Consider the following 14,659-nt stretch of genomic DNA (forward strand, 5'->3'; position numbering starts at 1 on the left):
TTCGTTTTTCAACCCTTCATCACACAAGTTTTACATGTCATTATCGTCCGGCAACGTTTCTGATGTTTCTTCCTGCTCAATGAATACTTTCCGAGGCTTGCTTCCTTCTGACGGGCCAACAACTCCATGAGCTTCCAGTTCATCTACTAAACGTGCTGCTCGGTTGTAACCGATCCGAAATCTTCTTTGGAGAAGGGAAATACTTGCCGTTTGCATTTCAATGACAAGTGCTTTTGCTTCTTCAAACAGCTCATCTTGTGGCTGTTCTGGAGCACCTGTCGTTTCAACTTCATCTGTCGGCATCATTTTCTCTTCATAATGAGCTTCTTGCTGATCTGTAACAAATTGAACGACCCGTTCTACTTCGTGGTCAGAAATGAATGCTCCTTGCACACGGATCGGTTTATTCTCACCCATTGGCAAGAATAGCATATCTCCTCGCCCTAAGAGCTTTTCTGCCCCATTAGAATCAATGATCGTCCGAGAATCTGTACCGCTTGATACCGCAAATGCCATTCTGGAAGGTACATTTGCTTTGATGATTCCTGTGATAACATCCACACTTGGACGTTGAGTAGCTAGGATCATATGAATCCCCGCTGCCCGAGCCATTTGCGCTAAACGAATAATCGCATCTTCAACTTCATTGCTGGCTACCATCATCAAATCAGCTAATTCATCTACGATCACTACGATGAATGGTAAGGTTGGATGTTTCGTTCCGTTTTCCAAGTTTTTCTGTTGAACAAATTCATTGTAACCAGAAATATTTCTTACTCCGGTTGCCGCGAATTTTTCATATCGTTCTTCCATTTCTTGTACTACTTTTTGTAAGGCTTGCGCTGCTTTTCTAGGGTTCGTCACGACCGGCGTCAACAGATGAGGTATGCCGTTGTACATATTCAATTCAACCATTTTCGGATCGATCATCATCAGTTTTACTTCATGGGGCTTAGCACGCATTAATATACTTGTGATGATCCCATTAATTGCTACTGACTTCCCACTACCAGTCGAACCAGCCACGAGTAAGTGAGGCATCTTCGAAAGATCAGCCGTTTGTACCCGTCCAGAAACATCACGTCCTAAAGGTACTTCTAGTAATTTATCTGGGTGGTTTGGTTGTGCTTCGATGATTTCTCTAAAGGAAACCATACTGATCTTTCCATTTGGTACTTCAATACCAATCAGTGATTTACCTGGAATCGGTGCTTCCATCCGGACATCTTTCGCCGCTAAAGCAAGCGCGATATCATCTGTTAAGTTCACAATTTTACTTACTTTTACCCCTACAGCCGGCTGGACTTCGAATTTTGTGACGGATGGTCCTAAGCTGGCTTTGACGACCTTGGCATCGACACCGAAACTTTGGAAAGTTTGTTCTAATACGCCGATATTTTTTTCAATTTTTTTATACTCATCACTTTGATCCACAGTTGGTATAGAATCAAGCAAATCAACTGTCGGTAATTCATAGTCTTGGTTTTCCTGTTCTGCTTCAATCTCAAATTCTAATGAGGTACCGTCATCCTCTGGCAACTCATCTGAAAAACCTTCTGCTGTATTGGTCTGTTTTGGTGTATCTGGTACTGGTTTCTCTAGATTCGCAGGATGGATATTTTCTTGAAAACTGTCGATTGGAACAAAACTTAGCTGCTCCGGCTCTGTATTTTCTGGTTCCTGCCATTCATCAGCAGTATTTTCCCTTTGCTGGCTCACCGCTTTTTTCTTCTCATATTCTGCAGCTTCTTTTTCTGCAGCTTCTTTTGCAGCTAAGCGCCTTGCTTCTTTCGCTTCTGCGCGCTGTTTCATTCTCTCTTCCTTTGCCGCTTGCTTTCGAGCTTGCTTGGCAGGATCACCTTCCAATAATCCCTGTACTCGTTCTCCAATTGATTGGATACTATTTAACAGCTGATAGCCTTCCAGATTACTGAACAGGAATGCTCCTCCTGCCAGTAATAGCACTGCTGCTAAATAACTTCCAGGCTGTGCAATCAAGAAGTAAGTAAAATGATAAAGGATTGCTCCAATCATCCCACCACCAACGTTATTGTCTACTTGACTTTGTTTTATATCACTGGCTAACAAATCCCATGTCGTCCCCATGATATTTGGTTCCCCAGTATGGAGTTTGCCAAATAAATGGGCATGTAACAATAATAAGATACCGAAATAAAAGAGTATGCCGCCAAACCAGCGTCGGTTTTTACCAATTGAAAACTCTGTATTCTTAATGACAATCCAAAATCCTAAGACGGCTAATAAAAGACAGAGGATTTGGTAAGTATTTCCTGCAATGATCCGAAAGCCGTTTGCAATCAATATTCCTAAAAAACCTAATTTTAAAAAGCCGAAGACAGCAAATAAAATCAAGGTAAACCCAACACCAATCGTCAGCATTTGTTCCTGCTGCTGTTTTTGCTTTTTCGTTTTTTTCGTCTTTTTCCTTTTTTTAGTAGGCCGTTTCTTTTGTGCCATTTATTATCCCTCATTTCATCAAGTTTCATTATACAAAAAAAAGCAAGGGAACTAAAGTTTTGTTTGAAAGAACTGACGCTTTCTTTCATTTTTCAGCTTGTTTTACAGTTTTTCTTAATTTCTAAACGATTTTATCAAAAAAAGGCACGGCCATATCCAGCCGTACCTTCTTGTTTTAAGTATGTGAACTAAAGGTTCTCTCCATTTTCTTCAATCAGTTTTTGGTACCAGTAATAACTGTCTTTCTTATATCGTTCCAAAGATCCTTCTTGTGTTTCATCTTGATCAACATATACAAATCCATATCGCTTTTGATAACCGTTCAGCCAGCTAAGCAAATCTGTATAAGACCAGGTGCAATAGCCTAGGACTTCTGCTCCATCCGAAATTGCTTCTTTGATGGCTTTGACGTGGCTTTGTAAGTAATTGATTCGATAGTCGTCATGGATTTGTTTATCTTCTGTCAACTTGTCATACTCTCCTAAGCCATTTTCCGTAATCAGTACCGGCATGCGGTAACGGCTTGTGATACGACGCAGTCCGATCCTTAATCCTTCTGGGTCAATCTCCCAGTCCCAATTTGTTCGTTCGACAAATGGATTCTCAACTTTTTTATACATTCCAGGAACTCCAGTTTCTTCTGATGAACCTTTTTTTCCTGTCGTATTCATTTTTCCTGCACCAACTCCGTTTAATGGATTGAATGCATTCGTCGCCGTTTGATAGTAATTGATCCCAAGAAAATCTGGTTTAGCAGATTCTAGCAATTCTGCATCGCCAGCTTCAATCGTTGGTGCCCATCCTTTTTCTTCTAAGAACCTCATGGCAGCAATCGGATATTTTCCCCACATATAGACATCCATCCAATAATTGGCCATCAGGTCTTCAGCATTTTCAGCAGCCAGAACATTTTCAGGATTACTGTCAATTGGATAATTTGGCGTATACGCAAAGCTTGGTCCGATTTTCCCAGGCATTTCTAACTCGTGAAATTTATTGATGACAGATGCATTTGCTAAATTAGCAATATGGTTAACTTCATACATTCGTTTCGGGTCTGTCACACCTGGCGGATGTGCTGCTAACAAATAACCTAATGAAGTGAAGATATTTTGTTCATTCAAACTAATCCAGTAATGGACTTTCCCGCGGAATGCCTCAAATAATGTTTCTGCATAATGAGTGAAATCTTCAATGATCTGACGTGATTCCCAACCATTATATTCATCTTGCAATGCTTGTGGAAGATCCCAATGATATAAAGTCAACATAGGTTCGATATCGTTTTCAATCAATTCGTCGATCAATCTCTCATAAAAAGCGAGCCCAGCTTGATTGACTTCTCCTCGTCCATTAGGAAAAATCCGTGTCCAAGCTACAGAGAAGCGGTAAGCTTTCAGACCTTGTTCTTTCATTAAAGCAATATCTTCTTTATAACGATGATAGTGGTCTACTGCCAAATCACCGTTCGTTCCTTTAAATGTCTTTCCTGGAATCCGAACAAATCGATCCCAGACTGATTCTCCTTTCCCATCTTCTTGCCAAGCTCCTTCTACTTGATACGCTGCAGAAGCAGAGCCCCACAGAAAATCTTTTGGAAATGAGGTAAGTTCTTTGTGTTCCATTCATCTCTTCCTTTCCTATAACCTTCAATCGTTCCTCTTTTAGAATAACACGAAACCCCTTCCACAACAAAATAAAATTATGTAAAGGAGGTTGTGACAGAAGTGGTCAGCTTCAAGAAACAAGAAGTAATGTACGAGAATTGCTTCTCAAAGTTTTGTAAAATTTCGGCTTATTTTTCGAAGAAGCTACTTCTGGAACACCGTGTATAAGAGGTTGTGAAAAAGCTGCCCTGCATCAAGTAATAAGAACAGCCAAGTAAAAACAGCTTCTTATGTTTTTACTTGGCTGGATTTATTACCGCAGATGCAAGCTTTTGAACACCGTTTACCAAGAGGTTGTGAAAAAGTCGCTTAGTTTCGAGTAGTAAGAAAAATTTTGTGAAAATGGCTTTCTACATTTTTGCATAAATTTGGCTTAATACCGAGAAACTGGCTTTTGAACACCGTTTACCAAGAGGTTGTGAGCCTGCCATTCAGCTCCGAGTCACAAGGAGTTGGCAGGAGAACACTGTTTATTCGGAAAAAGGGACTGTGACACGTCTTTTGTCACAGTCCCCTATTTGTTAATTTCTCGGCGTAACATCTTCGCCAAACCATTTATCGGATATTTTTTGGAATTCACCTGTTTTCTCTAGTTGATCTAGGGCTTCATTGATTTTTTTCACTAATGTACTATCTGACTTGCGTGCACCAACTGCAAAATCCTCACTTTCATAAGAACCTTTTGTTATGTTGAAGTCTTCTAGTTCGTTTCTTTGTTTCAAATAATAGTCTGCGTATACTTTATCCATCAGCAGACCATCGACCCGTCTGCTTTTCAGATCGATCAATGCTTCATTAAAACTATCATACAAAACAGCATCTTGGTTTTTGACTATCTCTTTTAATACTTCTGGTTGTTTCGTAAATACATCATAACCAGATGACCCATTTTGCGCACCTAATCTCTTATTATTCATTTGTCCAAAGTTTGTGATTCCTGATTCTTTAGGTGTGATCAGCACTTGATCGTTTTCCATATAAGGTTTTGTAAATTGCACTTTCTTTTCTCTTGCCGGCGTTTTGGAATAGCCGTTCCATATCAAATCGATCGTTCCATTGTTCAGTTCAAATTCCTTCATTGACCAGTCAATGGGCTGAAAGTCTACCGTAATCCCATATTGTTCAAAGACTGCTTTGGCTAAATCAATATCAAATCCTGTGAGCTTCCCGTCTTTATCTCTAAATCCCATAGGAACAAATGTATCGTCTAAACCTATAACGATTTTTTTCTCTTCGTTGATAGTCGCCCAATTATCTGCTGAAGTTTTTTTGTTCGAACAGCCTGCAAAAAGAAGAAGACCTGCGATCAAAGCGAATAGAAAACTGTTTTTTTTCATCTCTATCTTCTCCTTTCTTAATGAATTGGGGAAACTTTTAGTAATTGATCACCGACATTTTCTGCAAATACTAAATCATGGGTGACAATAATTTGGGTTACCCCATCTTCTTTCAATGATAGGATCAAACGCTCGACTTGCTGGCGTAATTCAGGATCTAAAGCACTTGTTGGTTCATCATAAGCCAATACCCGTGGATTCATAGCCAATGCTCTGGCAATCGCTACCCGCTGTTTTTGTCCGCCAGAAAGCTGATAAGGATAGTTATTCAATAAATCACCAATCCCTAATGAAGCCGCTAATTCTTCTGCTTTTTTGGTGTATTCTTCTTTTGTCTGTTTCAATACCATTTTTGGTGCTAAGGTAATGTTTTCAAAAATATTCAGATGTGGAAATAGCTGGAAGTCTTGGAATACGACTCCTACAACTTGTTCTTTCATTTTAAGCTCGAATGGGTTGAACGGTACACCGTCTAAATAAAATTCTCCGCTGTCAGAACTTTCTAAGCCAGCCAAGATACGTAAAAGCGTGGTTTTACCGCCACCGGAAGGACCTATGATAGCTAATGTTTTCCCATCTGGAATGATCAGATTCAAATCTTTGATTATTTTTTTTTCACCAAATGCTTTGTTCACTTTCTTCAATTCAATCATATTTCTTCCTCCTATCAGTTAGCGGTAATAATTTAATTTTCCTTCAACTTGTTTCATTACGATTGTTAGAATACCAGTCAATGTAAGATAGATGATTGCCACGCCTAGCAAAGGCAGTAAAGTCGCGTCGCGTTCCATCGCGATTTTCCCAGCACGCATTACGTCACCTAAACCTAATATATAGATCAAGGAAGAATCTTTGACCAAGTTGATAACTTCATTCCCTACAGAAGGTAAAACAATCTTTGTCACTTGTGGGATGACGATTTTCGTCACCGTTTGAAAGGGACTTAATTGCAAAACTTGCGCTGCTTCATATTGACCTTGAGGAATCGATTGTATCCCTCCACGAAAGATCTCTGCAAAATAAGCTGCATAGTTTAAGATAAAGGCAATGAGTGCTGCTTCGAAACGATCAAAAACGATCCCAATCGTCGGCAACCCATAAAAAATAAAAATCAGTTGCAACAACAGCGGTGTTCCCCGCATAACCCATACATATGTTTGAAGCAAGTAGCGTAGCGGCTTAAAATGCAAAGACAATCCTAATGCTAAAACAATCCCTAATGGTAATGAGCCAATCAAGGTAAATAAAAATAATTTCAATGTTGTGAGTGCTCCTACTAATAATTGCGGCATAACTTCAATCAAATACTCCATCTTCTTTTCCTCCTTTAAAATAAAAAAATCCTCTTGGCAAATGCCAAGAGGACGTATTATACGTGGTTCCACCTCTGTTTATTTTTTCCTTGCAGAAAAAACCTCACACAGTCGTTGCCGTTCAGATGAAAACAAAAAGTCCTTTGATCCGAAGATCAAAGGACGTTAATCACGTGGTTCCACCTTTTTTTACCGGCTCCTCACGGAAAAGCCAGCCTTATCTGGTCATCTAGCAACGACCGCAGCTGTAACGGGCTCCCCGGATTTTCCTACTATACGCTTCAGAAAATCGACTCCAAGATGTGTTTCACGGTTAACTGCTGCCTCTTTCCACCAACCAGAGACTCTCTAAAAACACCTAACGGCTACTCTTCTTTTCGATGTCATTTGTTTTAACTTTACGTGTAATTTACATGATTATTTTTCATTTGTCAACTCTTTTTTATGATACACTAATAAAAAAAGGAGGGTGATGCGCGATGAGTCGTGCAACCGAACAAGAAGCTTATGAACTACTAAAAAAACTGGGTATCTCTTTTCAAAAAGTCGATCATCCTGCGATTACGTCAGTCAAAAATGTCCTTTTTTCCCTACCTGGTCCGCAAGTAAAAAATCTATTATTGAAATCAAGAAAAGGAAAACAAATCTATCTTGTCATCTTGCCTGATGAAAAGCATGCCGATTTAAAAGAACTAGCTGAACAATTAAAAGAAAACCGCTTATCTTTTGTTTCTGAAGAACAGCTTCCTGACCTCCTAGGCGTTCCAGCAGGTACAGTGACTCCATTAGCATTGATGCACGACAAAGAGAAAAAAATCCAAGTCGTGATCGATGCTGCTATTGATCGTCAAGATACCGTAGGCTTTCATCCAAATATCAATACCACTACGTTGATCATGGATTTTTCCGACTTTGAAAAGATACTTGTTTACTTAGAACATCTGCCAGTTTATGAAAATTTGTAATGATAGAGTAGTTTTCTTATTTCCCAATTCAAGCGTCTTTTTCTTTATTTAGCACAAAATATATCAGAAATTCTTTTGGCCAATCAAACAATGTAACAACTAGTATGAACGCTGAAAACTAATACGAGTATTCTTCCATAGTTAGCCAAATCCATATTTATTGATTCTACGAAAAAAGAAGCATATATAAAAATGCTTCTTTTTTCGATTATAAATCGGAATTTTATTCTTTTGATTTCAGTCATATTTAACAAAAAATATTATATTCTAACTAAACTTTTTTATATTTTTGTAAGAATATCCCAGCACAGATAGTTACTATCAATAAACCAATGATTACAGCAAAACTAGATTTTTTACTACTTGTTTTAGGAAGAATGCTTTTTGATTTATTTGTTATCTGTTTAGGTACAGCTCTCTTACTAATATAATTGGTTCTTTGTTCGCTGGATTCTCCTGTATGAGCAAATATTTGCAATTTTTGAGAGAATAGATTTCTAATTTTCTCTCTCTCTGTCTTCTCTGGAAAATTTTTCCACGGTGTTATATGGCTACCTGGTATAGATATATTTGTTTTTTCCGGTGTATAACTGTTTTTGATGTTATACCCGTCAATCGTCGTACTGTATTCGGGCACGTTGTCTTCCGTTACAGTATAGATGATTTCTTGCCCGTCTCTGTATTTTGGCAGATTTGTGAAACGATAGCGCCAATCATCTTTTTCACTTACTTCTTTGTGTTGGATCGGTTGACCGTCGGCTAATAGATTTACTGTGATCGTCGTCGGTCGTTTGCCGTCTTGGTTCTCATTGTCTTCCCATGTTTTTTGTCCAGAAACCTCTTTGGTTTCTGGTACATGGGTATTGGTAATAACGATGTTTCCATCCTTTGTTTGTTTAACTTCACTGGTATAGCCAGCTACTTTGGTCAACTCTTCCACTCGATAAGTGATAGCTTGACCTTTCGCCTTTTCTGCCAATTCGTTCCACGTGGTCGTCCAGTGATTCTCCTCGCTCAGTTCTACTGCTTCGCCTACTTTTTGGTTATTAGCATACAGCTGGACTTGGATACTTTGAGGTCGTAACCCATCTTGGTTATTTCCATCATCCCATACTTTAGTAGCGCTTAAACTAGTTTTACCCGGTGTATAACTGTTTTTGATGTTATACCCTTCAATTGTCGTACTGTATTCGGGCACGTTGTCTTCCGTTACAGTATAGATGATTTCTTGCCCGTCTGGTGTTAGTATCAAATCTTAGACAGCTTTTCGTAGAGACAAGAATAAATTAAACTTATCTACGAGAGGATGAATTTTTATGACCCGATATGAAGAAAATTTTAAACAAATGATTGTTGAACTGAATCAAACTGGACGTTCTGTTCGAGGGTTAGCGAAAGAATATGGCTTATCTGAAGCAACGATTTACAAATGGAAGAATTTATATTTACCTGATCAGTCCACAGGACTGACTGGAAAAGAAGTAGCTGAACTGAGAAAAGAAAATGCTCGTTTAAATGAGGAACTTGAAATCTTAAAAAAAGCCGCAGCCATATTCTCTCGGAAAACCTAAATTCGCTTGTTCAATTTATTGAAAAATGGTGTAAGGATTACACTGTTTCTTTGTTGTGTCGGTTATTAGAAATCCCTAGAAGTGTCTATTATTTTTATAAGAATAAACCGTTGACAGCTACAGAAATCAGAAATAATAAGTTGAAAAAGAAGATTTCAACAATTTTTTTTACGAATAAACAACGCTATGGTGCCACAAAGATCCATCAAGTTTTATTAAAAGAAGGGATTTCAGTATCTCTTAAACATGTCCAAAAGCTAATGAAACAATTAAATTTAAGGTCGATTGTAGTTAAAAAATATAGACCTCAAAGGTCTAATAAACCGATCATTTCAAAAGAGAATCTCTTAAATCAGGACTTTTCTACTGAAACGATCTGTGAGAAATGGGCAGCTGACATTACGTACATTCCTACTAAGAAAAATGGTTGGTGTTACTTATCTTCAATCATGGATTTACACACGAAAAAAATTATTAGTTATACATTTTCAAAACGAATGACTGTGGATTGTGTCATTCAAACATTGAATAAAGCAAAAATACATTATCACATTCCAGAAGGAATGATTCTACACACTGACTTGGGCAGCCAATACACAGCAAGAGAAGTGGAACAATGGCTTAAAACCAACAAAATAAGGCATTCTTATAGTAGAAAAGGAACACCTTATGATAATGCTGGAATCGAATCTTTCCATGCCTCATTGAAAAAAGAAGAAGTCTACACGACTAGCTACTCAGATTTTGAAGAAGCAAATCGAGCGCTATTTAGCTACATTGAAGGATTTTATAACCGAAATCGAATCCATAGCTCGATTCACTATCTAACCCCACAGGAATTTGAAGAATTAGCAAAAGAAAAAATGGCTTAACCGTCTCTACTAAAATGTGTCCAAGATATTGACTCAAATCCAGTCTCTGTATTTTGGCAGATTCGTGAAACGATAGCGCCAATCATCTTTTTCACTTACTTCTTTGTGTTGGATCGGTTGACCGTCGGCTAATAGATTTACTGTGATCGTCGTCGGTCGTTTGCCGTCTTGGTTCTCATTGTCTTCCCATGTTTTTTGTCCTGAGACTGAAATGACTTCTTTATTCTCATTTGTAACGACTAGCCCGTTTTCAATTTTTTGATAACCTGAAGGGACATAATCATTTCCGTTTTGATCTACTTCTTGCACTTTAAACGTATATTCGTTTCCACTATCATCATACTGTTGGATATCTTCCCAAGTCACTGAAGTTATTCCATTGTCTAATCGTTTTGTTTCTGCATCAGGAACTGGTTCCCAATTGTTTGTACTTGCTCTGAATAATTAAAAAATAAATACTCGGTCTTGGAGTGGTTCCACCGTTCCAAATTTTAGTTGCTGTGATGTTCGTAACCTTTTTCTTGTTATAAATAGGTAAACTGACTCCCTCTGTATCATTTTCGTTTATGGAGAATTTGAGTTCATTTGAACTTAGTGGATCAAAATCAATCCAATTGGGTGCTTCTTTTTCTTTTACAACATAGTCTCCTACTTGCAGGCCTTTGATACTAGCTTCTCCCTGTTCATTCGAAGTCAACAGGATACTAGACTGTCCTTGAATAGGCTGTTCATCTGCTCGTCTTAATTCGAAAGTCACATTTGGGATACCAATCTCTGTGTCATTAATATATTTGAAAATCTTCAATTCGCCTCTAACTGTACCGTTGACTCCACCAGAAGCTGAAATATTTTTAACTGTATGATTGAAACTTTCTCCATCAACAGCAGGTTTATTAAATTCTTTAAACCAAGCTTCCGAATGATTCTCAAAATTTATTTGTTCTGGGTTTTCTATGATCGTCTTATAACTCACCATTATTTTCCTAAGATTGACAAAGTTTTTTGGTATAGTTATTTCAATGTAATTATCAGTTACTGAAAAATTAAATGTAGCGCCGGGGAAATCTTGTAAAAATTGTTGGATTCCCTCTTCTCCTCTATAAACCTTCTGTTCACCTAAGTGTATTTGATTAATTTCAAACGTACTTGGATCTAATCTTTGTCCACTTTGGATTTCATCACTGATTTTAACTGGTTGTTCAACATAAGTGCCGTTATTGTTAATATTCAAAAACCATCGAATGTGCTTAGTATCTTCAGGTAGCATGTCTCCTGTTTTATAATAAAAAACGCTAGAAGAAGAACCAGAAGCTGGCTTTGTCACATTACAGTAGCTGTTTTATCACCGCTCGTCACGGTGAATGGTCCCGTATTTTCTTCACCGGTATCGGTTACGTTTCTGGCCTGTATCTCAAATTGCCCCCAACCTTCTACTGAGTCTAGGTTTTTAATATTTTCATTAAACACAACCTGCGCAGAATCTTTTCTGACCGTTAAAGTTCCAACATTTTTATTTTCAATCATTAGTGGGATTTCTTTTTGGAATCCTTCACCGCGAATATTTCCTTCACTTGACCAATTGATCCAAAGATAATCACCTGGCTGGATATTTTGTTTTTTTTTCGTCAAACGAGAATTTTATTTTTATGTTTCCTCCATCTGTAATATTTGTTGGATCCACGGTCAACGAAGTGACATTACTGCTGATATCTCTACCTGCATCCGCATAGACATGAACAGGAATCAGTGATGTTATATTAGTAATAATAAATAACAATGATAAAATAATATTTCTACACTTTTTCATTTTTTCTATCTCCCCTATTTTAACTAAAAATAATCCATACTATATTAGTACTCAAAAACCCTTGTTCTCAAATCCTCCCTCACTCATTTCATTTCCAACCTTTCAACCATCAAATAGATAGTTATTTTACAAACATTTAGAAAAAATAAATATGCCAAAAAAACTTTTATATAAAGTTTTTCCTAATAATAATTATTTTTTCACATATGTTCACTTTATTTTACTTATTGCTTTCATTTTTTCAAGCTATATTTCCAATTCTTGGCTTACAAAAATGCAACATTAATAAATAACGATAGTTTCATAAAATACACTTTTAATTAACATTATTATTTTATAATAGCTGTTTTTATGTTAAACAAAGGATAAAACACAATATAAAAACAGTTGTTTCTTTATTTAAGAATTAAAAAATACAGACTCCGTTCAAATAAATGAACCTAGCCTGCATTATGTGATTGACTCTACTTTTTAATTCATTGAGATGAATAACCCGTTTTTATAAATGCCCAAAAGTAATCGGTGCCGAAGCCATTCCTCGACCTAATTCTTTTTCAAATTTTCCTATTGTTGATATCTCCATATAAAACAGTGATACTGGTTTAGACAATTCTCCCCTGATTGCTAACGGACGTAAACTACGTTCCAAATTATTTATGACTTTAGGATAATACTGACCTTTTTCTAAGCATGTCTTTGCGTCTATCAAAAGTATACGTTCCTTTTCTTTGATCTCTGGATTTAAAACGAGATCATATAATTTTAGTACCATGTTTTCTATTTCTTCACTTTTAGACATCACAATTTCCTCCCAAAAATATATTTCTTCCCACTACATTCTATAAACAAAGTATACGCTACATCTAGATTTTTTTAAATCATTACTGATTTGTTAAAACCTTTCAATACACTGTTATGGCAACGATTTTTATTTTAAAAACATTCTAAATTAAATCAGTAAAAATTTTTATTCTAAGATTTTTATTAGAATTACGCCTAATTTGTGTCTCTCAGGGCAATTCTAAGAACGTTTCAAGAGATAGCGACACTATCGTTATCGAAAAAGGCGAAAACCTATCTCATTTTCTGCTAATGTAAGTTGGTTTAGCTTTTGTTAATATGAATTTATGAAAATGGAGGTAATTAAATATGATTTTTCCTAAAGTTAATGACGCAAGCGTGAATAAAGGATCCTTTTTCCATATCTATGAAAACGAAGATTTTGAACTGTATAATATCCTTTCACAAAAAGAGGTCATCGAAAACCAAATAATCTGCCATCCAATTATTTACAAATCTATTTTCAAGCATGCATTTTTTGCTTCCAATGATTTTCAAAGAATGGAGATTACCGACTGTATATTCGAAAACTGTGATTTTTCAGGCTGTATATTGACAAAAAGCATGTTGCATCGCGTGAAATTTGTCAATTGTAAATTAACAGGTACTAAATTGATGGAAAGTTATATTGGGAACACGTTATTCGAGAATTGTAAAATGGACTATGTAAATTTATCTGGTTCAAACATAAAAGAAAGTAACTTTGAGCACTCTGTCTTATCAAGCGCAGATTTTGTAGACTGTTCCCTCACTAAAACAATGTTTTATACTAATGATCTAGAAAATGCTAGCTTTTTTGATACTGATTTAAAAAATATTGATTTAAGTAACAACTCCTTTGAAATGATTGAAGTACGCCCGGAACATCTAAAAAATTGTACGCTTAATCAGTTGCAAGCACTTGGTTTTGCTAGAAAATTTTTACAAATAAAAGTAGTATAATCAAAATGAATATATAAAATAAATTTTTAGCAATACAAATATTCATAAAAAAACATTGCCTATTTTAACTCTTCATGTATACTGACTCTATCTTCAAAAACTGAATAGTAGGAGTTATTATCATGAATAACATTTTAGGAAAAAAAATAGAACTAAAAAAAGGGATATTGGGCACTATTGTCGTTGTACTCGGTTTGTTAGGGTTGCTATTTGCGCCATCCATCATTAGCATTTTTTCTTTAACTATCACTGGATTTATAGCATTTATACTTGTTTTTGGTAAAAAAGATACGAAAAATATGTTCTCGAAACCTGTCGCTCCTGTCAAAAATATAGCCAAATATTTTTTTATCAATGTAGTAATCAGTGCCGCAGTCTCGGTATTTTTGCAACAAATTTTGAAATGGGGTTTAACAGGCAATCCAATAAATGAGGCTTTCAGCCCGTTATTATTTATTATTTTGCCTATCATGATACTTGGAGAAGAATTGTTCTCAGTGTATTTTCTCGCTATTTTTTCTAGTAAGTTCAGCATTCCTGTCGCTAGTTTCTTGTCAGCAATCATCTTTGGATTTATCCATTACAGTACTTATGATAATGGAAATATTTTACACACTGTAGCACACATCCTTTTGATACAAGGGGTGGCAAGATTGTTATTCAACCAAGCTGCCATTAAAAGCAACTCGATCATTACAAGTTGGGCAGTTCATGTGATATTTGATTTCACAGCTATATTGCTAGTCGTTTTATTCTCCTAAATTTTTATAGAAATAATACATGCTCTATTGCTAAGAAAGCATACTTTATTTCCTTTAAACAAAAAGACAGATGTATCAATGGATTAAAAATCCTTGATACATCTGT

Annotated in this window: 10 protein-coding genes, 2 pseudogenes and 1 other annotated feature; of the genes and pseudogenes, 4 read left to right on the forward strand and 8 right to left on the reverse strand. The window is 36.4% G+C overall.

Annotation, left to right across the window (positions count from 1 at the left end):
* Positions 1-30: 30 nt before the first annotated feature.
* The 5 genes from MKX69_RS10115 to MKX69_RS10135 form a co-directional block, all read right to left on the reverse strand.
* Positions 31-2,478 carry a DNA translocase FtsK gene (locus tag MKX69_RS10115; RefSeq protein WP_002377145.1) on the reverse strand — a complete coding sequence of 816 codons (2,448 nt, stop codon included), beginning with the start codon at positions 2,476-2,478 and terminating at the stop codon, positions 31-33.
* Positions 2,479-2,666: 188 nt separating this feature from the next.
* The gene (locus MKX69_RS10120; RefSeq protein ID WP_002289243.1) at positions 2,667-4,103 is read right to left on the reverse strand and encodes a glycoside hydrolase family 1 protein; all 1,437 of its coding nucleotides are present in this window, start codon (positions 4,101-4,103) and stop codon (positions 2,667-2,669) included.
* A gap of 563 nt (positions 4,104-4,666) precedes the next feature.
* Positions 4,667-5,482, reverse strand: a complete 816-nt coding sequence (locus MKX69_RS10125) for an amino acid ABC transporter substrate-binding protein (RefSeq protein ID WP_002318672.1) — start codon at positions 5,480-5,482, stop codon at positions 4,667-4,669.
* Positions 5,483-5,499: 17 nt separating this feature from the next.
* Complete coding sequence (locus MKX69_RS10130; protein WP_341010050.1) at positions 5,500-6,135, reverse strand: amino acid ABC transporter ATP-binding protein; 636 nt, start codon at positions 6,133-6,135, stop codon at positions 5,500-5,502.
* A gap of 18 nt (positions 6,136-6,153) precedes the next feature.
* Positions 6,154-6,795, reverse strand: a complete 642-nt coding sequence (locus MKX69_RS10135; protein ID WP_002289240.1) for an amino acid ABC transporter permease — start codon at positions 6,793-6,795, stop codon at positions 6,154-6,156.
* 155 nt (positions 6,796-6,950) lie between these two features.
* Positions 6,951-7,185 (reverse strand) — a binding site (T-box leader).
* 89 nt (positions 7,186-7,274) lie between these two features.
* Between MKX69_RS10135 and MKX69_RS10140 the strand changes: the two genes are divergently transcribed.
* Complete coding sequence (locus MKX69_RS10140; protein ID WP_002318671.1) at positions 7,275-7,760, forward strand: prolyl-tRNA synthetase associated domain-containing protein; 486 nt, start codon at positions 7,275-7,277, stop codon at positions 7,758-7,760.
* A gap of 271 nt (positions 7,761-8,031) precedes the next feature.
* On the opposite strand, the pseudogene MKX69_RS10145 reads toward MKX69_RS10140, so the two are convergent.
* Positions 8,032-8,997, reverse strand: a pseudogene (locus tag MKX69_RS10145) (Cna B-type domain-containing protein); the annotation flags it as partial.
* Between the two features lie 79 nt (positions 8,998-9,076).
* On the opposite strand from MKX69_RS10145, the gene MKX69_RS10150 reads away from it, so the two are divergent.
* Positions 9,077-10,203, forward strand: a protein-coding gene (locus MKX69_RS10150; RefSeq protein ID WP_094850654.1) for an IS3 family transposase whose coding sequence is annotated in 2 segments (ribosomal slippage) — positions 9,077-9,305 and positions 9,305-10,203 — 1,128 coding nt in all. Because the reading frame shifts where the segments join, the coding sequence is not laid out codon by codon here.
* Between the two features lie 42 nt (positions 10,204-10,245).
* On the opposite strand, the pseudogene acm reads toward MKX69_RS10150, so the two are convergent.
* Together acm and MKX69_RS10160 are read right to left on the reverse strand one after the other, a co-directional pair.
* Positions 10,246-12,010 (reverse strand): annotated as a pseudogene (gene acm, locus MKX69_RS10155) (collagen-binding MSCRAMM adhesin Acm); the annotation flags it as partial.
* A gap of 499 nt (positions 12,011-12,509) precedes the next feature.
* On the reverse strand, positions 12,510-12,809 hold the full coding sequence (locus MKX69_RS10160) for a bacteriocin immunity protein (protein ID WP_341010053.1): 300 nt from the start codon (positions 12,807-12,809) through the stop codon (positions 12,510-12,512).
* Between the two features lie 350 nt (positions 12,810-13,159).
* Between MKX69_RS10160 and MKX69_RS10165 the strand changes: the two genes are divergently transcribed.
* A complete protein-coding gene (locus MKX69_RS10165; RefSeq protein WP_010723712.1) occupies positions 13,160-13,792 on the forward strand; it encodes a pentapeptide repeat-containing protein in 633 nt (210 codons plus the stop codon).
* A gap of 122 nt (positions 13,793-13,914) precedes the next feature.
* Positions 13,915-14,553, forward strand: a complete 639-nt coding sequence (locus MKX69_RS10170; protein WP_002326001.1) for a CPBP family glutamic-type intramembrane protease — start codon at positions 13,915-13,917, stop codon at positions 14,551-14,553.
* Positions 14,554-14,659: the final 106 nt, after the last annotated feature.

This window comes from Enterococcus sp. FSL R5-0957, from assembly GCF_038008005.1.
Lineage (GTDB): Bacteria > Bacillota > Bacilli > Lactobacillales > Enterococcaceae > Enterococcus_B > Enterococcus_B faecium.